Genomic DNA, 19,683 nt, shown 5'->3' with positions numbered 1-19,683 from the left:
GAATGCGCGCGAGATCTGGTCGCTGCTGGACTCGTGATGGGTATGAGCACGACGCCCGACGAGCAGCAGTACCCCCGGTTGGACCGCACTCCAATGTGGACGCTGGAGGAGTTGTGCGCGCTGGTGCGCACGACGCCGGCCACGGTGCACACGTGGCGCAAGCGCGGCACTGGTCCGCGAGCCTACAAGATCGGACGCCACCTCCTGTTTGCGGAGGCGGATGTGGCCGCGTGGCTGGCTGCATGCGCGGCTGCCGCGGAATCGGACGTAGACAACGAGCCGACCGGTGAGCGCGGCTCTGCTGGTGACGGGTCGGGGTGGTGACTCGTGGGCAAGCAGAAGCTGCAGCCGGGCGAACACGGTGAGATCTTCCTTCAGGAGACCGGTCCCGATAGGTGGCGTGCCCGCACGCGGCTCTGTCTGTGGGACAACACGGAGGTGTGGGTCTCTCGCAATGCGTCGACGAGCGACGCGGCCCGGCTGAAGGTGCAGAAGGGAGTCGTGGAGCGTCTCGGTGCAGCGCGCGGCTCGGACGACCTGAAGCCGACGTCAAAGGTCGGACTGGCGTGTCGGCAGTGGATCGAGGAGATGCGGGAGCGGTCGACATGGCCGAAGCCGCCGATCCTTCCGCAGTCCGTGGATGAGTACGAGCGGGTCATCGGCAACCACGTCGTTCCGCGCCTGGGTCAGCGGCGACTGAACGAGCTGACCCCGGCGCTGTGTCAGAAATTCCTGGACGCGCTGCTGAAGCAGGGCAAGGGTGGCAAGCAGAACATGGTGACCACGACGCGTCAGGCTCGAAACGTGGTGAACCAGGTGCTCGACCGTGCCGTTGTGCACGACGCGCTGCGGGACAACCCCATGCGCAAGACGATCGCGCCGTCGAAGGAGAAGCCGCAGCCGAAGGCGATCACCGCGTTGGACATCGGCCGTCTGCGCATGGTCGTGCGCGGCTGGGAGGAGTCGAGGGAGGGCAAGTCTGGTCCCAAGCCGACCGGGCACCTCCGCGTGGCGGTCGACGTGATGCTGGGATCCGGCCTACGGATCGGAGAGGTCATGGCCCTGCGGTGGGGAGAAGTGAACCTCTCCCCCGACGGGCTGCCCACCATCTCCGTGACGGCCACCCTGACCGACATCAAGGGCCAGGGCGTCGTGCGCCAGGAAAGCCCAAAGACCGAAGCCGGCGAGCGAACGATCATCATCCCGCGGTTCGCCGTCGAGGCGCTGAACTCGATCCGACCCGCCAAGACGACTGCCGAGATGGCGGTCTTTCAGGGGCGCCTGTTCAAGGACGGCCGCAATGCCGGACGGCCCATGTCGACGCACAACCTCCGTCGCATGCTGCGCACTGTCCTGGAGCTGGCGGGGATGAAGGGCGAGGTGCATCCCCACCTGTTGCGTTCGACCGTGGCGACCCAGGTCGCACGCAAGATGAGAGCGGCGGACGCCGCCGCGCTGCTTGGGCACTCGATCGACGCCGGAGTCACCGGCAGGCACTACATCGAACGCATCCGGCTGGCACCGGACACCTCGGCGGTGTTGCAAGCCATGGTCGACTTCGGAGACCAGGAAGCGGCGCGCAAGGCAGCAGAGGACGCCGTGGCGGACAAGCAAGTCCTCACTGACGTCGCGGTTGTTGCGACCCGCTGATGGTGTGTGCACCTGCGCTCCGGCCCGTACTCGGCGCCGGAGCGCAGGGTGCCGGTCGTGGTAACTACCCGCGCAGCCTTGCGATTGGCGATGCTGCCCTCCCGTATCGGGAGCGAAACATCGGCCGCAGTGGCGAGTGGCCGATCTAGGCGATCGAACCAAGCCAGGCATCGTCCGCCTTTTTCATCGCGGCCCGCAGTTCGTACTCCAGTTCACGCATATGTTCTGCCAGGGCCTCGATGTCGACGATAGCGAGCTGACGTTCTTCGAGACCTTTTCTATACCGGCTTCTGTGTACGTGGAAAACAGGGCCATCGGCAGGAACGGGCGCTGAACGCCCTATACACCCCTCGCCCATAAAACAGTCGGTGCGCCACTCTCCGTGAATCATGATGTTTCGCGTTCGGTACGCCGTTTGGGCGTTGTTAAGCGCCTCTCGGAACTGGGCGACTATCTGAGTCGGCCAGCGTTCCATTGGTTCGCGCTGGGTGAGTACTGCGAGACCATTTGACACCAGCCAATCAACAGATTGTCCCTCGAAAATAATCCACGCCGCGTCATCACTTCCGGCAAGCCGTGAAACCACGTCTCGCAGGCTGCTCTCCATCGCGGCACTTGCCGTCACCAACCTTCCGAGCGCGGGATATAGGTAATCCAGATCGCTCGTCACAGGGTCGGATGAACTCGTATTCGTCACGCTCTCTGTCCCGCCTAATCGCTCGTACACGCTCGTCAGGAGAGTTCCCCCTCCGGGCGGGACCGCCCCTCCGCTGCTCGTGGTGTAACGGGCACCACAGTGAACCCGGCCCGGGGCAAGGCCTATAGTTCAACGCCCAACTCGGTTTGAGCCGCGTTCACGAACGCCTGTAGCTCATGCTCACGCCGACCCGGGGTGGAGTCGTCCTCATTCTTCAACTGTGACTTGTGCCGCACTGCGAGCAGTGATTCAGCCTGCGTGTGCATTGCCTTGGAGTAAAGACGCATGCGACCAATGGCGTTCCTCGCTTGCCCTTCGGCCTCGGCGCGGTCGCGCAACGCTTCAAGTCGTCGCTGATTGCGCTCTGTGATCCCATCATTGTCACCGGGGAAGCCCTCTCGGTGAGAGATTAGTTCGTCGATCGCGTCGCGCACCTGCGCGTCGTGGCGGAACGTCGCAGCCTCGAAAGCGAGGAAGTCCGCCGCCGCATCCCGTAGATGCCCGCGCACCGAATCAATGCGACGCCCTGTCGCTTCCACACGGTAGCGCCATAGCGCGAAGAGCCCATTCGCGATGGCTGAGACGATGCCGGCCGCAACTGCCGCGCTCCAGATTGGGGACCAGTCCACGACTAGGGACGGTACCTTGCTCGTTAGGGTGCCCTGGGCTTGACTCGCCCGGCGGATCGGGTGATTTGTTCTGGACTGGTCGGGCGCCAGTTGAACGTCTCTTCGACACAGGTCACGTGTCAGAAGGTGCTCCAGAACCGCGCAGATGCCGTCGGATCTGAGCAACGGCGCCATCAAGCGACTACCAGAGCGGGGGCTGTTCTTCGTTGACTGTGTGACCTTGTGTTCCGGTGGGTTTCTGACGCCGGAGCGCCGGATGGCGCTTGTGGCGGGCGGAGTGGATGCGGGTACAGAGGTGGTCGAGTCGCTCGGTCAGGCGGTGCAGGCGAGTGAGGTCGCTGCTGTCCGCTGTTAGGGCGAGAGCATCGGCGTCGGTACGGCTGACCCATTCGTCGAGGTTAGCGACGAGCGCGGCGAGCGGCTGCGTCGTGCCTAGTTCCGGAGGTGTGCTGGCGTCGTAGGACAGAGGTTCCCTTGGGCGTAGCGCGCGTGGCCGGGCGAGCGCAGTCTGCGCCATGGCGGCCAGCTCAGCGAGTTCGTCCTCGCTGCCATTAGCCGAGGGCCCGGCTTCAGTAGCGCGGTGTTCGGTGATGGCTGCCCGGATCTGCTTCCACTGCTTTTCGGGGGACGCGTTGTTGTTCGTGATGTCGTTCCAGGCGGTCTCGGCCATGGCGCGGATGTGGTCAGGCATGGACGGGTCGTCGCGGGTGTCCTTGATCCGACCGGTGTGTTCGAGCCGGGTGTAGGACTTGGTCCCGGTGACTATCTGCGCAGCCTTCGCACGCGCGTCACCATGCCGGCCCGGAACGGGCTCGTCCTGTCGCGGTGCCGCCGATTCGGCGGGACCGCTGTTGTCCCTTTTGCCCCCGCCATTCGCGTTGCCGTCCTTCCAGCCCTCGTTCTTCGAATTTTTCGCGGCGCGGAAGCGGGTGGCCTGCTGCCGAAGGGCGGCTTGTTCGGTCTCGGCGACCTTGTACTCGCGGTAAAGCTCTTCGGCGGTCTCCAGGGGTAGGGGTTCGCGGACGATGTTCTCGTCGTGTTCGGCGATCAGGTCGTGCAGCCCGGAGGAGGCGCGGCGCACGAATACGGGAACCGACTTCCAGCCGAGCAGCTTCACAGCTTCCAGGCGTCGCCACCCGCACAGCAGCAACCCGTCTGGTGTGACGGTCAGGGGCCCGAGCAGCCCGATGCGACGGATCGAGTCGCACAGCGCCCCGAGGTCGCCGAGTTCGCGCCGGTGTCGGTACCCGACGGTGATGGAGTCGACGGCGCGGTCCAACCGCAGCCCGTCGATGTCGTCATGCGGCATGGCCGGCCTCCTGAGCGTCGAGCTGGTGGGGCGGGGTCAGGTCGTGCGCGTCCTGCTCGATCACCAGGCGTGCGGTGTGCCCGGCCAGGAGGCGGTGCAGGAGGCCGTGCCGGGCCGGGGTGCCCAGGACCGCAGAGACGAGGCGGGTCCAGGCTGCCCGGTCGATGTCGAGTTCCGCTGCGGGGTGGCGGTCCTTGCGCAAGCGGTCGCGCGCGGCGGGTACACCGGCTGCTGTGGTCAGGGTCGTGGTGATGTGCTCCAAACCGGCCAGGGCGACGTCCTGGGGCCATCCGACCGCGACCAGGACCGCGATCGTCACCCGGGTCGCGGCCCGGACCCTGGCGATGGTGGCGGCTGTGGTCGGGTCCAGATCGGTGGCTGTTGTCGCGCCCGTGTTCATGGTCGCGAGGGCGAGTTCGAGCCAGGGGGCAGTCTCACCTGCTGGTGTCGCAGTCGGTGTAGACGGGTCGCCGATACGTAGGGCAGGTGACAGGTCGGTGTGAGTCATCAGGTGCCGGGCGCGTCTCGGAGAGCACAGGAGCTGATCGGCCCGGGCCTCGGCCCTCAGTGTGCGCTTCACAGCTGTGGTCACGACCGCCCACGGGTTGTCCGCGTGCCGTACCGCGTCGTTGCGGAGAACTTCGAACGCCGCGACAACGGCATCGTGCTCGGTCAGACGGCATTTGCGCGCCAGGGCCCGGTACCGGCCGGCGCAGTAGGCGAGCAGCTCCGCGGCCTCCAGGTCCGTTGACCACGCCTCATCACCTGTCCCGGCGAGCCGGTTCAGTAGGGAACGGAGTCCATCTGGGGTAGTGAACTCCGGCGCAGCGTCTGTGTAGGCGGGACCACCGTTCCGGCCGGCGGGCGAAGGTGTCGTAGCGGCGTCGGGGCGTAAAGAAGTACCGGCGGGCTCCTGGTCGGGGTGGCGGTCCGGCCCTGCCGTCCGAACCGCGCCCGTGCTCTGATCGCTCATCATCAGTCCCCAGCCATGGCACGCATCGGCACACCACGGCGTGTGCAATACGTTACGCCAGAAGCAGGTAATGTGCAAGATCAACACATGAACAACTGGAGTGTTGTGATCGCGCGCATTGGGGATAACCTGATGCGCATGGGACAGCCCACCGACCCCGAACACCCCGATCTCGCCATCAGACCCGGCCACCCTGGTGGTGTGCGCCTGCCGGATGACGGCCAGGCATGGTCGAGGTCCTGGACTGCGGGCATCGGCGAGCGGTTACGTTCCGTCCGTCGGGCCGCTGGGTTGACGACGCAGCAGGTCGCCGACCGGACTGCCGCGCTGGGCTATCCGATGGCGCGGGCGAGCATCGCGAACCTGGAGACCAGGCCGCGGGAGAAGATCTACCTGCAAGACGTCACCGTGTTGGCCGCCGCGCTCGGCGTCTCGCCGGTCGAGATCCTGTATCCGCTGGAGGTCAGCACCGTCCCGACCGCCACATCCACACCTGTGGGGGTGGTCCGGCGCGGCGTGCTGAAGAACACCAGCGCCGAGGTCCTGCCCGGCCATACCAAGCGAGCTCCCGCTGCCGTCGCGTGGTTCACCGGCGGGTACGGCAGAGTCCTCGAAGCGCGCCTGGCTGCCATCACCGCTTACGGCAAGTTCGAAGCCCGCGGCCAACTCCTGGCGATGCTTCGCGAAGAAGAGAAGGCCGGAGCCCTGGAAGCCCGTGCCCAGACGGCCGGCGCCCCCGCGCCCGCCGAGTTCATGAGAGTCCTGCGGATGGAGGTCTACGACCTCGCACGCTGGGCCCTCGACGCAATCACCACCTACCAACTGCTCGCGGCCAAGGTCGGCGACACCAGACCCGCAGTGAGCGACGAGGAACGCGCGATAGCTGAGCATGTCGCCACCACGCCCCCTCCCGGCTACATCGAGGACCCGTTCGAACGACCCGACGTGCACGGAGTCCTGACCATCGGCGCCCCCGAACCCGGAGCCACACCCTTCTACCTTCAGAACGAACCCGAAGACCGGTGGACCCCACCCGACCTGACCCGGCCAGCCACCGCATTCGAGACCAACCTGCAGGCACCCACACGGCGAACCAAGCCCCAACCACCGCAGCCCGAGCCCTGGCCGTCCCCAGCGGGCCCGTCCCGTCGGCGCGACAGCGGAGGCCTAGACGCACCGGGACTGTAGGAGCGCTACGGCGACAGCGAAGCTCACGCGTGCGGTGCGCCGAGACGACGTGTGCGAGGCATCCATGGCCACGACGGGGTCTCGACGACCTGATCCGCCCAAGGGGCAGGCTCTTGCTCAACATGTCATCGGGCGCCGGTCGAGAAGATGTTCCACCAGGGCGCCGATGGTGCGCGTGTAGTCTCGGTCGGCGGCGAGTTGTCGGCCCTCGAGGCCCATCAGCGCAATGGTCTGGGGATCAGCGTTGAGTGCGCGCTGGATCGCGTCGGCGAGGGCAATCGGGGATCTTGGCGCGGCGGTGTAGCCCGTGACGCCGTCGATGACGGTGTCGGTGAGGCCGCCGACGGTGGTGGCGACAACGGGTCCGGCTCCGGCTATGAATGCCTCCAGCGGGATGCGTCCGAACGGTTCGACGCGGGACGGCACGATGACCCCACCCAATGCGGGGTGGCCGAGCAGCCCCGGTATGCCGCGGTTGAAGCGCGTCCAGAGTGTGACCGCCAGGTCGGAGCAGCGGCGCCTGAGGTGTAGCTGATAGGCGCTCGGTCCGCCATCGTCGGTGACGGCGGCGAGCACGAGGTGCGGGACCGGGACGCCCCTGGAGCGCAGGTGGTCGAGTGCGTCGAGGAGGTCGTCGAAGCCCTTGTAGGGTGCGGCGCGGCCGAACGCGAGCAGGAATCCGTTCTCGGCTTCGGGCGGGATCGGCGGTGCAGCGGAGAGCGGGACGACGGCCCCGGTCAGCCCGTTGGGTACATCGAGGATTCGGTCCGCTGGGACTGCTTGGTCCTGCAGGAGCTCGCGCATGTGGGTGCTGATGGCTCCGATTGTCGCGCCGGCGCGCAGCCAGCCGATCAGGCCACGACTCTCCCAATCCGTGTGCTCGACGTCGGCGTGGTGCAGAGCGCTCGATCGTGGCAGATAGACGATGTTCCACAAGGAGTCATCGGACAGGTGGGGGCCGAGGCCGACGAACGGCCGGTCGATCGCGACGAACGCTCCGCTGCCGTAGTCGCGTTTCAGGTCCTTGATCACGCGCGCTGAGTCCTTGGCCAGGTGCTGAAACGCAGACAGGTCGCCGAAGCGTGTCTGCCCGCCGGTCCCGTTGCTCAGCGGTATGACCTCGTGCGGGACCCGGTCGAGGATTGCGAGGGTCCGCTGGTGAGCGGTGTGGTCGTGCTCGGGGCTGGTCGGGTCGAGGTGGACGGGCGCGACAACCAGGTCGGTCCCGTCGGGCAGGTGCTCGGCGACGGCTGCCAAGAGCGCCTGATTGGACAGGCCCGCGCCGGTGGCGGCGCTGTAGAAGCCGTCGTGAAGCGCGACGACGAGCACGTGCCTCACGGTGTGGCCTCGCAGATGGCGTGCCCGACGGTGTCGCGGTCGGCCTCGGCGTCGATCCTCACCACGGGCACCGTGGCGAGGGCATCGGCCAGGGCGCGTAGCGCGGGTCCGACTGCAGCGGCGGGGTCGGAGTAGAACGCGCGGAGCCGGTCGAGTGGCTCCGCGCGGGCCCACGGGTGCGTGAGGCTGAGTTGTTCGCGACGGCGGGTCAGGCTCGTCTCGACGGTGCAGTCCAAGATGATCCAGCGCTCCGGCAGGGTGAGCCGCCTGGCAACGAGCTGGGAGTACGCCCAGCCGGCGCGGTCGGGCAAGCCACCGACGGACGCGGCCCAGCCGAGAGCGGTGAGCCAGTTCCGGTCCATGACCACGCCGCTCGCACGGGCCAGTCGGTGGGCCTGGAGGTCCTTGCGGAGCCAGTTCGCCAGATGTGGGTGCTCGTCCTCGTGATGGGGGTGCGCGGCCAAGGTGAGTGACCGCGCGTGGTCGTCGGTGTACTCGCCGAGCACGGTGTGCCCACGGTCGGCGAGAATGGTCATCGCTGTGGTCTTCCCGGCGCCTGGCATGCCTTCCACCGCGACAACGCCCGCGCAGCCTACGACAGGCCCCTCCAGCGTCTGCTCATCAGAAGAGGACGTCATGCTCGGTCTCCCTGGACGGCTTCGGAGACGGCGCCACAGGTGAGGTCGGTGCGGTGAATGACGTGTCGTGGTCGGCTCGGGTCAGCACCCAGCCCTGCAGCAGGCCGGTATCGAGTAGCACGACACCCTGAGGCACCCTCAGGTACAGGTCGCGCCCGATCCGGCAGATGAGTTCGCCGCTGATCGTCGCTCCGGCGTACAGGGGGTCGAGCTGACGGTCCGGGGCGACGCCGTCGTCAGTCAGCCCATATGCCCGCGTGTGGTCCACGGGCTCGGCGCTGGTCCGCCTCTGGCCGGGCGGCCAGTCCAGACCAGCCGCCTGTTCAGCGACGGCGGTCAGCTCCTCTGCCCGGGACGACGCCGTCTCGGGCGCCAGACGGGCGGCACGCTTACGGGCGGTGTGGACCTGCTGCGGCAGGCCGAGCGCAGCGGTCAGCAGGGACTCGCACCGCCGAGCGGACATCAGGGAGCCGGCCGAGAGGAACAGCGAGGACAGCGCACCCTGTTCCAGCAGCCGGACCTGTCCGCGTTCCGTGGCGGTGATCCCGGCCTTGACCAGGCTTCCATGATGGGCGAGGTAGACGCTGAACTCCCGTGAGTCGTCCAGTCTCGTGTCGGTCGCGATGGACCGGGAGCGGGCTATCGCGGCGCACGATTCGCACTGACCGGATTTCGCTTCCGGCGCGATCGCTGCCTGGGCGACGCAGGGGATGCGGCGCCCGTCCCACCAGAGCCCGACGCACCGGCGGTCCAGGCCGACCGCCAGCACCAGCCGTGCCCCGACGTCCAGGGCACTGGAGCGCACCTCACCGGTGGGGGAGAGCCACTCCAGGGCCGCGGCCGGGGTGTCGGTCTGGGTCCAGACGAGCCCGGTAGGCCGCCAGGCGGGTGCGGGCGTGTCGGTCATGGGGTGTCTCCCAGCGGTCGTAGAGAGTCTGCAGGGTGTCGGTCCCGGCCAACAGGGCGACGTCGGCCAAGGCTTCGGCGGGGGTGTCAGGCATGTGCAGGTGGTTCCGCATCCTGTCAGTGGCCAGCTCGTTGCGCACCGCGCGTTTCACGTCGAGCCCGGTGACGACGGCGTCATCCCCGCCCATCAGAACGAGGACCTGGCTCGGTCCCGAGGTGAGGTAGGCGGAGGTCGTGGCGACGAAGTCCGTGCCGTAGGCGTCGGGGTAGAGCCGGTTGCAGTCGGCAGTGGTCAAGGTTCGTTCGGCCTGATGCACGATCCGGAACCGCCGTCTCAGGTGCGCCCAAATCTCGGCCTCGGGAGCGTCCGGTTTGAGGAGCGCGACGGTGAGCCGTTGCGGCAACGCCCACGTCCTACGCAGTACAGATGACGGGCTGCGCATCGCGGACGCCCACGCCATGAAGCAACCGCATCGCCACTCCAGACCTGGATGCTCAGGGACCGCGCGCACGACTTCGGCCATCACCGGCCCCGAGCACACCGGGCACGCTGACCTGCCGTCGAGCATCGGGCGCACGAGACCGCCGGAACGGATCGCGATCCACCACGCATCCCACGCCGACTCCACGGCGCCCGGGGGCGCTACCGCGCCATGCAGCCATGTCTCCAGACCCAGTCCAAGGGCGGCACTGAGGCGTAGCGGGTCCACATTCATCGGAGCACTACCTCGACGGTGGCAGCGCACTCAGCGGACTCCGTGATCGTCGTCTCGAGTCGTTCCACCCTCGGGCACGAGACGGCAAGCTGCACCGCGAGCTGGTCGGCGAGGTACCCGGCGAGCGCCTCGGTGCTCGTGCTCGCGATCGGCAGGAGCGCGACCCAACGGCGCGGCAAGGTGAAGAAGGCGCCGCCGCCCGTGACATGGACCAGCTCGTCGTCTTCGGCCACCAGCACGCCAGGGGTACTGGTCGCCAGCAGGGTGCGGCGCTTGAGTGGGGCCAGGGTCGCACGCAGGGCGCTCTTGAGGATGCCGAAGTCGGCGACCATCCCGGCATCGTCCGGTTCACCCCAGACCGTGAGCGCGACCTGGTAGGTGTGCCCGTGCAAGGGCTCGAAGGTGCCGTCGTGCAAGCCGGTGTGGGCAGCGTTGAAGTCCCAGCCCGGGCCGCCTACGCGTGCTCGCGCTAGGTGGCGGGCCGCCGTCGAGACGGTCATGCCGGGCCTGTCGCGAGCGACATGAACTCGGCGCGAGCGGCGACGTCGTCCAGGAGCAGGCCACGCAGCGCAGACGTCTTGGTGCTGGATCCAGCCGCTCCGACTCCGCGCAGCGTCATGCAGGTGTGCTCGGCAGAGATCAGCACGCCGACTCCGGCGGCGTCAAGCTGTCCGGACATCCAGTCCGCGACCTGCCGGGTCAGTCGCTCCTGGACCTGGAGCCTGCGCGCGTAGTGGTGCACGACGCGGGCGACCTTGCTCAGCCCGAGGATCCGGTAGCGCGGTACGTACCCGACGTGAGCGACACCGACGAAGGGCAGCACGTGGTGCTCGCACACCGACACGAATCTGATGTCTCGTACCAGGACTAGCTGGCCGGGCTCTGCGGTGACCTCGAAGTCCGTCGGGGTGAACTGCGGGGGTGTGGTCATCTCGCGCAGGGCACGGACCATCCGGCCCGGCGTAGCGATCAGGCCGGGGTCGGACACATCCAGACCGAGCGCCGTGAGCATCAGCCCGGCATGTGCTTCGGCCGTAGAAATATCGGCGACGTCGTCATGTGCGGCGTCGGTATCACTGGCTGCAGTGTCGGCGTTCTGGGCAAGGATGCTCATCTGACGCTCCGATCGAAGGTGGAATTGCGGGAGATAGAGGCAGGAGACGTCGCGAGCAAAGACCGCAGCACAGGAACGACGCCGTTCTCCGCGATGGTCCCGGTGACCTCGTCGGCGACTGCCCTCAGCTCGGCAGGGGCATGACCCATCGCAACTCCCCGGGCAGCCCAGGTCAGCATCGCGATGTCGTTGATGCCGTCGCCCACCGCGACCGTGTGAGTGCTCGGTATACCCAGGGTCTGCCGGACCGCATCCAACGCCGTTGCCTTCGACAGGTCAGGTGGCGTCACGTCCACCCACGTTGGACCGCCAGTGGTCGCCGTGACTCCCAGTGCACGCAGAGGGTCCAGCAGATCGAGCACTCCGGCCCCGCGCAGAAACACTCGAGGAGTCGGCTTGATCCACAGCTCCTCGAACGACACCACGCGCTGTCGGCCGTTGATCACTTCGTCCGGGACCGGTGTGCTGGTGCGGTATCCCCATCCCGTCTCTTCGACCGCGATCTGCGTCTCCGGTAGCTGGGCGGCGACGAGGCGGGCGACGGGTTCGGGATCGAACGTCGTTGCTTCCTGGATCGTGTGCTCGCCTGGGGCCAGTGGGTTCAGACGGGCGGTGACGGCGCCGTTGGAGGCGATCGCCCATCCGTGGGCCAGGCCCAGGCTGCGCGCGACGGGGAGTACACCGGCCAGGGACCGCCCTGAGGCGAGCACCACGTGATGGCCGGCCAGTCTCAACGCCTTGACGGCGATCCTCGTCTCACGGGGGACCTCCCAGCCGGCCCCGAGCAGCGTGCCGTCGATGTCCAGAGCCACCATCACGCTCGACGCCAAGGGTGCCCTGAGCCGGGATGAAGGCACGCTGCTTGCCAATGCGGCGGTGGTAGGCAGGCTGGTCGTTGCCATGGGTTACTCCGAGAAATTGGGGGAGGCAAGAGCGGAAGCTACTGGCGCGATGGACCCGGTTCGCTTTGCGGCGCGGGTGTGCATCTCCGCACGACCGGGGCGCAACCGCGGTCGGGCCGAGACCGGTGACTGTTCACCGATCACGACGCAGAGCGCGCCATGATCGGCCAGATCCTGAGTCAGCCGATGGCGGGCATCAGACAGATGGGCGTCGGCAGGAACGAGCACCTGTGAGGCGTGCCGCAGTTGAGCGGCCTCGACGATCTGACTGATCGTGAACCCGTCTCCTGTGTCGTGCAGTACCTCCGCCAGCGCCAGGCCCTCGGCCTCGACGTACCGGGTGACCTCTGCACGTTGCTGCGTCACCAAGGAGTCGTCGGCACCGCAGACGTATCCGATCGCGACTGGTCTTGGTGTGTTCATGCCTCTTCGCCGATCGGGCGTCGCAAGGCCGAACGGACCTGAATCTCCAGGCCGTGGCGCGTCCCGGTCCAGAGTGTGTGTCCGGGGACCAGCATCCGGTGATCGAGCGGAAGATCGCAGCCCAGAGCATGGGCGATCCGCTCACCGTCGTCCAGGTCCGCGGGCTGGAGGCAGATCCGCTCCTTGGTGACGGTGACCAAGTCGATTCGGTCGGGACCGACGGAGCGGATAGCTGTGAAGGCGTCCTCCAGCGCACGCGTCAGACCGTCGAGATGTGTCCGCTCGTTGACCAGCGTCGAGCCGTTGGGCTCGATCTTCTCCAGGTCCAGATCGTGGTTGCGCAGTCCCATCACGTCCCCCTCGTGCAGCTCCGTTGGTGCTCTGCCTGGCCGGCGGGCCGCTACTGGGGCACGGCCCGCCGACGAGACACGACGCTACGAGCGAGGGAACCAGGAGGGCTGCTACACACGTAGCAGTTCCGAGCCTGTTGGTTACTGGGTGAGCCGCCTATGGTGTTGGACATGACAAAGGACGCGGACCTGTTGCGTGGCGTGGGAGCGGCAATCGCCGCGCACCGTCGTGCGGCCGGCGTGACGCAGCTTTCGCTCGCCGAGCGCATCGGCAAGTCCGTCCAGTGGGTCTCGGCCGTGGAACAGGGCCGGCGGCATGCCGAGCGGCTCACCGACCTGGTCCGGATCGCATCGGTCATCGGCTGCACCGTCGACGACCTGATCGGTAGGCCGCTGGACACGCTGACTCCTGGCACTGGTCCGTCGCAGGCCGAGACCGTGACCGCGCTGCGCGAGGTCATCATGCGTTCGGCCGGACCGATGCCGGTGACCAAACCGGCACCCGAATTGGCCGACGTGGCGGGACGTGTGGACGACGCCTGGACGATGTGGCACGAGTCGCCGTCAGCGCATCGCGGCGTCGGCGCGATTCTCCCCGCGCTCGTCGCTGACGCTCATGCTGCCCACACCATGTCGTCCGACCGGGCGCGCAGTGCCCGCACCTTGGCGGGCGCCTACCAGATCACCCGGCAGTGGCTGCACCACGTCCCGTCCGGAGACCTGGCCTGGGTCGTGTCCGACCGGGCCGCTCACATCGCCCGAGAAGCCGACGACCCCTACCTCATCGCGCTGTCCGCCTGGGCACTGTCAGGCCCGTACCGGCGCGCTGGACACCAGGACGAAGCGACGCGGCTCTGCTTGGCTGCCGCCGACGAGGTGCACACCCGCATCGACCCGGCCAACCCGCGCAAGGACCTCCTGGGTGCCTACGGGATGCTGCACCTGGCCGCAGCAGTCAGCGCTGCACAGTCCGATCAGGACGGCCGCGCCTGGGCACTGCACCGCGTCGCGCAGGACGCCGCCAACACCCTCGGGCCCGGCTACTACGACCCGTGGACGAAGTTTGGCGCCGGGAACGTCGACATCCACGCCGTGGCGATCAACGCCGAGCTCGGGCGCCCGGACGACGTGGTCGAGCTGTCCGCCCGCCTCAACCTGAACAACATCCCGAGCGTCGAACGGAGATCAGCCGCACTGATCTCCACGGCCCGTGGCTTCGTGCGGCGCGGTGAGGACGAATCCGCAGCGCTGGTCCTGCTGGACGCAGAACAGGTCTCCTCCGACGAAGTTCACGACTCCACGATCGTCCGCGAGATGCTGCGCGAGCTGATCATTCGCGACCGCGCCCGCGCCCGCCCGCACGTGCAAGGCCTCGCCCGCCGCGGCGGCCTGCTCGCGGCCTGACCAAAGCAGTCCGTTCGGCCAGCAGTTCCCGGACCGCTCCTGGAGCGTGCTCAGCGATCTTGCTGGCGCGCAGTGGTCCGTCGTCCGCTGCCATGGCCGCTGCGCGTCCATGCACGAACGCGGCCATGGCGCCCACCTCCAGCGCGGAAAGGCCCGCCGAGCTCAGTGCCCCGGCGATGCCGGCCAGAACATCGCCGGAGCCGGCAGTGGCTAACCAAGCTGGGCCTTCGTCCTGGCTGAACGCTCGACCGTCCGGTCCCACAACGATGGTGGTCGAACCCTTCAGCAATACCGTCACCTCGGCTGCCTCCGCGACGCGCAGAGCGTGCTCGTAAGGCCGATGGAGAATGTCTGCCGTCGTCGCCTCGCGCCCGAGCGCGGCCAGCGACCGAGCCAGTTCGCCCACGTGCGGGGTCAGCAAGATGCGGTCTCCCGGTGTGGGCCGGTCGCCTGCCGCCCGACGGCGAACGCAGGTCTCGATCGCACCGGCGTCGACCACGCAGGGCAGGCCCGTCGCCAGCGCCTCGTCGATCGCTCGTTCCTGGTCCGGGTCATCGAGCACACCCGATCCCAACAAGTAGGTGTCGACCTTTCCCGGGAACCTCTCGGCCTCGGGCACGTGCTCCAGGATCAGGTCGCCGACGTGGCGCGGACCCGTGTACCGGACGATGCCAACACCCGTGCCGAACGCACCCAGGCACGCCAGGACCGCCGCTCCGGGATACCGCTCCGATCCGGCCACGATGCCGAGCAGACCACGCGAATACTTGTGATCGCCGGGGCCAGGAACCGGCCACCTCTCGGCGACGCCCACCGAGGAGAGCCGCTGCACCTGGCCCTCCACGTCCAGGCGCGGTGTGATCCCGACATCGACGAACACCAGGCGCCCTACGACCTCCGCGGCCGGCGGCAGCAGCAGACACCGCTTGTATGCCCCGAAGGTAACCGTGACGTCCGCCCGCACGTGAATGCCGCCGATCGCCCCCGAATCCGGATCTACACCGCTGGGCACGTCCACAGCGACCACCATGGCACCATCCGGAATCGCCTCGACGAGATCGCTCGCCGGAGCGCGCAGGTCGCCAACCATTGCGTCGCCGACGATCCCGTCGACCACCATGTCGGCGCGCGCGATCAGGTCGAGCGCCTGGATGAGCCCAGCAGTGTCCGTCGCGTCGATAGCCGGCACGTCCAGATGGCGGGTTCCGATCACATCTACGTGACCGCCCGTCGCAATCGCATGCACCGCAACACCACGCTCACGAAGATGCTTACCCGCGACCATCGCGTCCGCACCGTTCTTGCCTGTGCCGACCAGCAGCACGACGGTGCATCCGTGCGCTGACCCGAACGTGTCGCGCAGTTCCGTCAGGCACGCCTGCGCTAACCCGAACGCAGCCTTGCGGATCAACTCGTCGTCGCTGCACGCCACTCCCAGCGCGCCCGCTACGGCGGACTGAACCTGCACGCTGCTGTAGGCATGGATCACGTTGCCGGAGGTCACGGCGACACGGTGCCACACCGGACGAGTCGCGTGCTACCTGACCACGTGCACCGCCTGCTGATGGCGCTCAGACCGATGGACCGTGGCACCCAGTGGGAGGCGTGGGACGAGAGACCTGGAGACGGGGGACCCACTCTCTGCGGCTCATCCCCAGAGCCCGCGTGACCCTCCCCTTGACCCACGCCGACCGCCCTCAGGTTCCGCCATCCTTCCCAACCTGCCCCAACCCTCCTAGTCCAACCAATAGCCGCTAACCCCCCAAATCCATCCCAGTTCGCCCGCCAGACCCCTCCCTCAAAATCCCAGCACCCCTCCCTCAAAATCCCAGCACGCCTCTTGCAGATCGAGGCACCTAGAGCAACTTGGCCCGTTGGTGCGGGCGGGACACCTCCTGCTGTAGGAGGTGTGCGGCGGATGACTGTGACGATTGCCGTGATGTCGGCGGGGGACGGGTACTCGTACTTCATGAAGTCGGTCGCGGCCGGTGACGGCGACCGGTCGATGGGTACCCCGCTGACGCGGTACTACACCGAGACTGGCACGCCGCCGGGCCGGTGGATGGGGGCAGGGGTCGCGAGCCTGGGTTCGGATGAGCTGGGCCGCCTGCTCGTGGGCGACCTGGTGACCGAGGAACAGATGGCCCGGCTCGCGGGCAAGGGCCTGGACCCGATTGCCGGCGAGCAGCTCGGCCGCGCCTACCCGGTCTACGGGAAGGGCAACGGCGGAAAGCCTCGGCGTGCGGTGGCGGGCTATGACTTCACGTTCTCCTTGCCGAAGTCGGCCTCGGTGTTGTGGGGTGTGGCCGATGCCGGGGTCCAGGAGCAGATCGTGGCTATCCACCGTGCCGCTGTGGTCAAGGTGTTCGAGTTTACGGAACGCGAGCTGGCCGCGACTCGGACCGGTGCATCTGTCGCCGGGAACGCGACGAGCGAGGCGGGGGAGGGCGGCGCGGTCGCTCAGGTCGGCGTCACCGGTTTGATCGCGATGACGTTCGATCACTGGGACTCGCGGACCAACGACCCGCACCTGCACACCCACGTCGTGGTCTCCAACAAGGTTAAGACGCTCCTGGACGGGAAGTGGCGGTCCCTGGACGGGCGGGGTCTGCACGCCGCGACGGTCGCGATGTCGGAGCTGCACGAAGCGATCGTGATGGACGACCTGACCCGCGCCCTGGGCGTGGGATGGGAGCTGCGGGCCAGGGCAAGACAGGGCCGCAACCCCGGATGGTCGATCAAGGGCGTCCCCGACGATCTGGTGGCCGCGTTCTCGCAGCGTTCCGAGCAGATCAACCCCCGCGCCGATGAGCTGATCGCGCAGCACGTCAAGAAGTACGGGCGCCGACCCGGCCGGAGCACGATCGACAAGTACCGGCAGAGGGCCAGCAAGGAGACCCGCCCGGACAAGACGCACCACTCCTTGGCCGACCTGACCACGGTGTGGCGGCACCGCACTGCCGAGATGTTGGGCCACGACCCCGCCAAGTGGGTGGGCGATCTCGTGTCAGGGACGCCGCCGCGGATGCTGCGGGCCGGCGACGTCCCCCTGGACCTCATCGACCACCTCGCCCAAACGGTCGTGATCGCGGTCTCGGAGAAGAAGCCGGTGTGGCGGCGTTGGAACCTGTACGCCGAAGCTACCCGGCAGACTAAGGCCCTGCGGTTCGTCACCGCTGAGGACCGGATGGCGGTCCTGGCGGCGATCACGGACCGGGCCGAGGATGGGTCGGTGCGGTTGACGCCGTCCGACCTGGCCGCCACGCCCGCCGAGTTCCGTCGTGAGGACGGGACCAGCATCCTGCGGCCGAAGGACTCGGCCCTGTACTCCTCACAGGCCATGCTGGACGCGGAGGCCCGCCTGATGGATCGGGCCAGTGCCCGCACCGCACCGACCATCACCCTGGACACCGTCGACCACGCCGTCACCAAGGACGGCCCCGGCGAGCGGGCGAGGGCGGTCTCGGGCGAGCAGGCCGAAGCCATCGCCCGTGTCGCGGTCTCGGCACGACAGGTGGACCTGCTCGTCGGCCCAGCCGGGACCGGGAAGACAACGACCATGCGCGCGCTGCGCGCCGCCTGGGAGCAGGAGCACGGGGCAGGGTCGGTCGTCGGGTTGGCGCCGTCGGCGGCTGCGGCAGCCGTCCTGGCCGACGACCTGGGCATCGGGTGCGAGAACACCGCCAAGTGGCTCTACGACCACGTCCAGCAAGGCGCCGCGTTCAGCGCGGGACAGTTGGTCATCATCGACGAAGCCACGCTCGCCGGGACCCTCACCCTGGACCGGATCACGGCCCACGCCTCGGAGGTAGGGGCGAAGGTGCTGCTGGTCGGCGACCCGGCCCAGCTCCAAGCCGTCGAGGCCGGCGGAGCCTTCGCCCTCCTGACCGCCGCCCGCCAGACCGAAGACGGGACACCAGAGCTGACCGAGGTACACCGGTTCACCCACATGTGGGAGAAAAACGCCTCCCTTGCCCTACGCCACGGATACGACGAAGCCATTGACGCGTACCTCGAGAACGGCCGGGTCCGTGACGGCGACGCCCAGGCCATGGTCGAGGCTGCTTATGCCGCTTGGCAGGACGACCTCGCAGACGGCAAGGACTCCGTCCTGGTCGCCGGGGACAACGAGACCGTCCGCGCCGTCAACGAACGCGCCCGCACCGAACGACTCCGGACCGGAACCACCGAACGCGGCCGGTCCGTCCGCCTCGCCGACGGACTCCAAGCCTCGGCCGGCGACGTGGTCATCACACGGCGCAACGACCGCCGACTTCGCACCAGGAACGGATCGTGGGTACGCAACGGCGACCGGTGGGCCCTTGTTGGGGTCCGCGACGACGGGTCGGTTGTCGTACGCCGACCGGACGCCAAGTACGGCAACACGATCGTGCTCCCCGCGGCGTACACGGCGGAGCACCTCGACCTCGGCTACGCCGTGACCACCTACCGTGCGCAGGGGCTCACGGTGGACACGAGCCACCTCATCGCCGGGCCGGGGATGACGCGGGAGAACCTGTACGTCGGTATGACCCGTGGACGGGAGACCAACACCGCCTACGTCATCACCGACACCCCACTGGAGATCACGCCAGACGACCACGAGGACCACACACCCCGGAGCATCCTGGCCGGGATCGTCCGCACGGTCGGAGCCGAAAAGGCCGCCACCCAGGTCAGCAAGGACGAGACGGAGCGGTGGGGCTCGGTCGCGCAGCTCGCCGCCGAATACGAAACCCTGGCCGAAGTTGCACAACGTGACCGCTGGACCAGACTGGTCCACCAGTGCGGGCTCTCAGCCCAGGACGCGGACCAGGTCATTACCGCGCCCGCGTTCGGAGCTCTCACTGCCGAACTGCGTCGCGCTGAAGCCGACGGTCACGATGTCGAACAGGTACTGCCCCGGCTGGTGGCCCAGCGTGGGCTGGACGACGCCGACGACCCCGCAGCCGTCCTGCACCACCGCCTCGCCAGCGCCACGGCACACCCCGTCCGCTACGACGGGCTGACCATCCAACGACCCGCACCCCGCCGGATTGCCGGCCTCATCCCCGAAGCGGCCGGACCGATGACCGACGAATACCGGTTGGCGCTGGAACAGCGGGCGATGTTGATCGAGCGACGCATCACCGACCTTGTCCAACGCGCGACGCGGGACCATGAACCCTGGCTCACCGGGCTCGGCCCCGAACCAGCCGACACTGGAGCCCGACACACCTGGCAGACCGCTGCACGCAGGATCGCCGCCTACCGCGACCGCTACGGCATCACCAGCAGCGCACCACTCGGCAACGACCCGGTTTCAACTGATGCCCAAGCTGTCGATGCCGCACGCGTTGCTGCGGCACTGCGTCGGGCGACACGACCCCCGACCATGCATGCACGGCGGCCAGGCGCGACCCAGCAGGCGCGGGGTATCGGCATGTAGCGGAGGCGAAGCCTTGAC

20 protein-coding genes are annotated in these 19,683 nt (G+C 68.1%); 6 read left to right on the top strand and 14 right to left on the bottom strand.

The window, feature by feature from the left end; all coding sequences use genetic code 11:
• The first annotated feature begins 42 nt into the window (after positions 1 to 42).
• Positions 43 to 324 (top strand): helix-turn-helix domain-containing protein, encoded by a 282-nt coding sequence (locus tag APR04_RS21585; protein WP_253874141.1) that lies wholly within the window; start codon positions 43 to 45, stop codon positions 322 to 324.
• A gap of 3 nt (positions 325 to 327) precedes the next feature.
• Positions 328 to 1,650, top strand: a complete 1,323-nt coding sequence (locus APR04_RS21580) for a tyrosine-type recombinase/integrase (RefSeq protein WP_253874139.1) — start codon at positions 328 to 330, stop codon at positions 1,648 to 1,650.
• Between the two features lie 145 nt (positions 1,651 to 1,795).
• Here the strand turns inward: APR04_RS21580 and APR04_RS21575 are convergent, their stop codons facing one another.
• From APR04_RS21575 to APR04_RS21560, 4 genes are all read right to left on the bottom strand, one after another.
• Complete coding sequence (locus APR04_RS21575; RefSeq protein ID WP_253874137.1) at positions 1,796 to 2,347, bottom strand: hypothetical protein; 552 nt, start codon at positions 2,345 to 2,347, stop codon at positions 1,796 to 1,798.
• 122 nt (positions 2,348 to 2,469) lie between these two features.
• Positions 2,470 to 2,976 (bottom strand): hypothetical protein, encoded by a 507-nt coding sequence (locus APR04_RS21570; protein WP_253874135.1) that lies wholly within the window; start codon positions 2,974 to 2,976, stop codon positions 2,470 to 2,472.
• A gap of 181 nt (positions 2,977 to 3,157) precedes the next feature.
• Positions 3,158 to 4,285, bottom strand: coding sequence for a ParB N-terminal domain-containing protein (locus APR04_RS21565; protein ID WP_253874133.1), 1,128 nt, complete (start codon positions 4,283 to 4,285; stop codon positions 3,158 to 3,160).
• Complete coding sequence (locus APR04_RS21560) at positions 4,275 to 4,685, bottom strand: hypothetical protein (RefSeq protein ID WP_253874131.1); 411 nt, start codon at positions 4,683 to 4,685, stop codon at positions 4,275 to 4,277. Before APR04_RS21560 ends, APR04_RS21565 begins: the two co-directional genes overlap by 11 nt.
• A gap of 213 nt (positions 4,686 to 4,898) precedes the next feature.
• Here APR04_RS21560 and APR04_RS21555 point away from each other — a divergent pair, with 213 nt between their 5' ends.
• Together APR04_RS21555 and APR04_RS21550 are read left to right on the top strand one after the other, a co-directional pair.
• Positions 4,899 to 5,036 (top strand): hypothetical protein, encoded by a 138-nt coding sequence (locus APR04_RS21555; RefSeq protein WP_253874129.1) that lies wholly within the window; start codon positions 4,899 to 4,901, stop codon positions 5,034 to 5,036.
• 309 nt (positions 5,037 to 5,345) lie between these two features.
• The gene (locus APR04_RS21550; protein WP_253874127.1) at positions 5,346 to 6,446 is read left to right on the top strand and encodes a helix-turn-helix domain-containing protein; all 1,101 of its coding nucleotides are present in this window, start codon (positions 5,346 to 5,348) and stop codon (positions 6,444 to 6,446) included.
• A 117-nt stretch (positions 6,447 to 6,563) separates the two neighbouring features.
• On the opposite strand, the gene APR04_RS21545 is transcribed toward APR04_RS21550, so the two are convergent.
• The 9 genes from APR04_RS21545 to APR04_RS21505 all read right to left on the bottom strand — a co-directional run bounded on the left by APR04_RS21545 (position 6,564) and on the right by APR04_RS21505 (position 12,833).
• Positions 6,564 to 7,478, bottom strand: a complete 915-nt coding sequence (locus APR04_RS21545; protein WP_253874125.1) for a glycosyltransferase family 4 protein — start codon at positions 7,476 to 7,478, stop codon at positions 6,564 to 6,566.
• Between the two features lie 302 nt (positions 7,479 to 7,780).
• Positions 7,781 to 8,422, bottom strand: a complete 642-nt coding sequence (locus tag APR04_RS21540) for an AAA family ATPase (RefSeq protein WP_301312807.1) — start codon at positions 8,420 to 8,422, stop codon at positions 7,781 to 7,783.
• Positions 8,406 to 9,329: a DUF2797 domain-containing protein gene (locus APR04_RS21535; protein ID WP_253874121.1), complete on the bottom strand. Its 924-nt coding sequence runs from the start codon at positions 9,327 to 9,329 to the stop codon at positions 8,406 to 8,408. Before APR04_RS21535 ends, APR04_RS21540 begins: the two co-directional genes overlap by 17 nt.
• On the bottom strand, positions 9,229 to 9,771 hold the full coding sequence (locus tag APR04_RS21530) for a nucleoside-diphosphate kinase (RefSeq protein ID WP_253874274.1): 543 nt from the start codon (positions 9,769 to 9,771) through the stop codon (positions 9,229 to 9,231). Before APR04_RS21530 ends, APR04_RS21535 begins: the two co-directional genes overlap by 101 nt.
• A 269-nt stretch (positions 9,772 to 10,040) precedes the next feature.
• Complete coding sequence (locus APR04_RS21525) at positions 10,041 to 10,544, bottom strand: 6-pyruvoyl trahydropterin synthase family protein (protein ID WP_253874119.1); 504 nt, start codon at positions 10,542 to 10,544, stop codon at positions 10,041 to 10,043.
• On the bottom strand, positions 10,541 to 11,158 hold the full coding sequence (folE, locus tag APR04_RS21520) for a GTP cyclohydrolase I (RefSeq protein WP_253874117.1): 618 nt from the start codon (positions 11,156 to 11,158) through the stop codon (positions 10,541 to 10,543). Before folE ends, APR04_RS21525 begins: the two co-directional genes overlap by 4 nt.
• Positions 11,155 to 12,060, bottom strand: coding sequence for an HAD family hydrolase (locus APR04_RS21515; RefSeq protein WP_253874115.1), 906 nt, complete (start codon positions 12,058 to 12,060; stop codon positions 11,155 to 11,157). The genes folE and APR04_RS21515 overlap by 4 nt, the downstream gene beginning before the upstream one ends.
• 3 nt (positions 12,061 to 12,063) lie before the next feature.
• A complete protein-coding gene (locus tag APR04_RS21510; protein ID WP_253874113.1) occupies positions 12,064 to 12,426 on the bottom strand; it encodes a hypothetical protein in 363 nt (120 codons plus the stop codon).
• 53 nt (positions 12,427 to 12,479) lie between these two features.
• Positions 12,480 to 12,833 carry a hypothetical protein gene (locus APR04_RS21505; RefSeq protein WP_253874111.1) on the bottom strand — a complete coding sequence of 118 codons (354 nt, stop codon included), beginning with the start codon at positions 12,831 to 12,833 and terminating at the stop codon, positions 12,480 to 12,482.
• Positions 12,834 to 13,004: 171 nt separating this feature from the next.
• Between APR04_RS21505 and APR04_RS21500 the strand changes: the two genes are divergently transcribed.
• Positions 13,005 to 14,237, top strand: a complete 1,233-nt coding sequence (locus tag APR04_RS21500; protein ID WP_253874109.1) for a helix-turn-helix domain-containing protein — start codon at positions 13,005 to 13,007, stop codon at positions 14,235 to 14,237.
• Here the strand turns inward: APR04_RS21500 and APR04_RS21495 are convergent.
• Positions 14,164 to 15,741 (bottom strand): NAD(P)H-hydrate epimerase, encoded by a 1,578-nt coding sequence (locus APR04_RS21495; RefSeq protein WP_253874107.1) that lies wholly within the window; start codon positions 15,739 to 15,741, stop codon positions 14,164 to 14,166. The genes APR04_RS21500 and APR04_RS21495 overlap by 74 nt on opposite strands.
• Positions 15,742 to 16,155: 414 nt before the next feature.
• Here APR04_RS21495 and mobF point away from each other — a divergent pair, with 414 nt between their 5' ends.
• Complete coding sequence (mobF, locus tag APR04_RS21490; protein ID WP_253874105.1) at positions 16,156 to 19,665, top strand: MobF family relaxase; 3,510 nt, start codon at positions 16,156 to 16,158, stop codon at positions 19,663 to 19,665.
• The last annotated feature ends 18 nt before the right edge of the window (positions 19,666 to 19,683 follow it).

This window comes from Promicromonospora umidemergens (assembly GCF_024171995.1).
GTDB lineage: Bacteria > Actinomycetota > Actinomycetes > Actinomycetales > Cellulomonadaceae > Promicromonospora > Promicromonospora umidemergens.
This window is presented reverse-complemented; position numbering and strand designations above follow the sequence as displayed.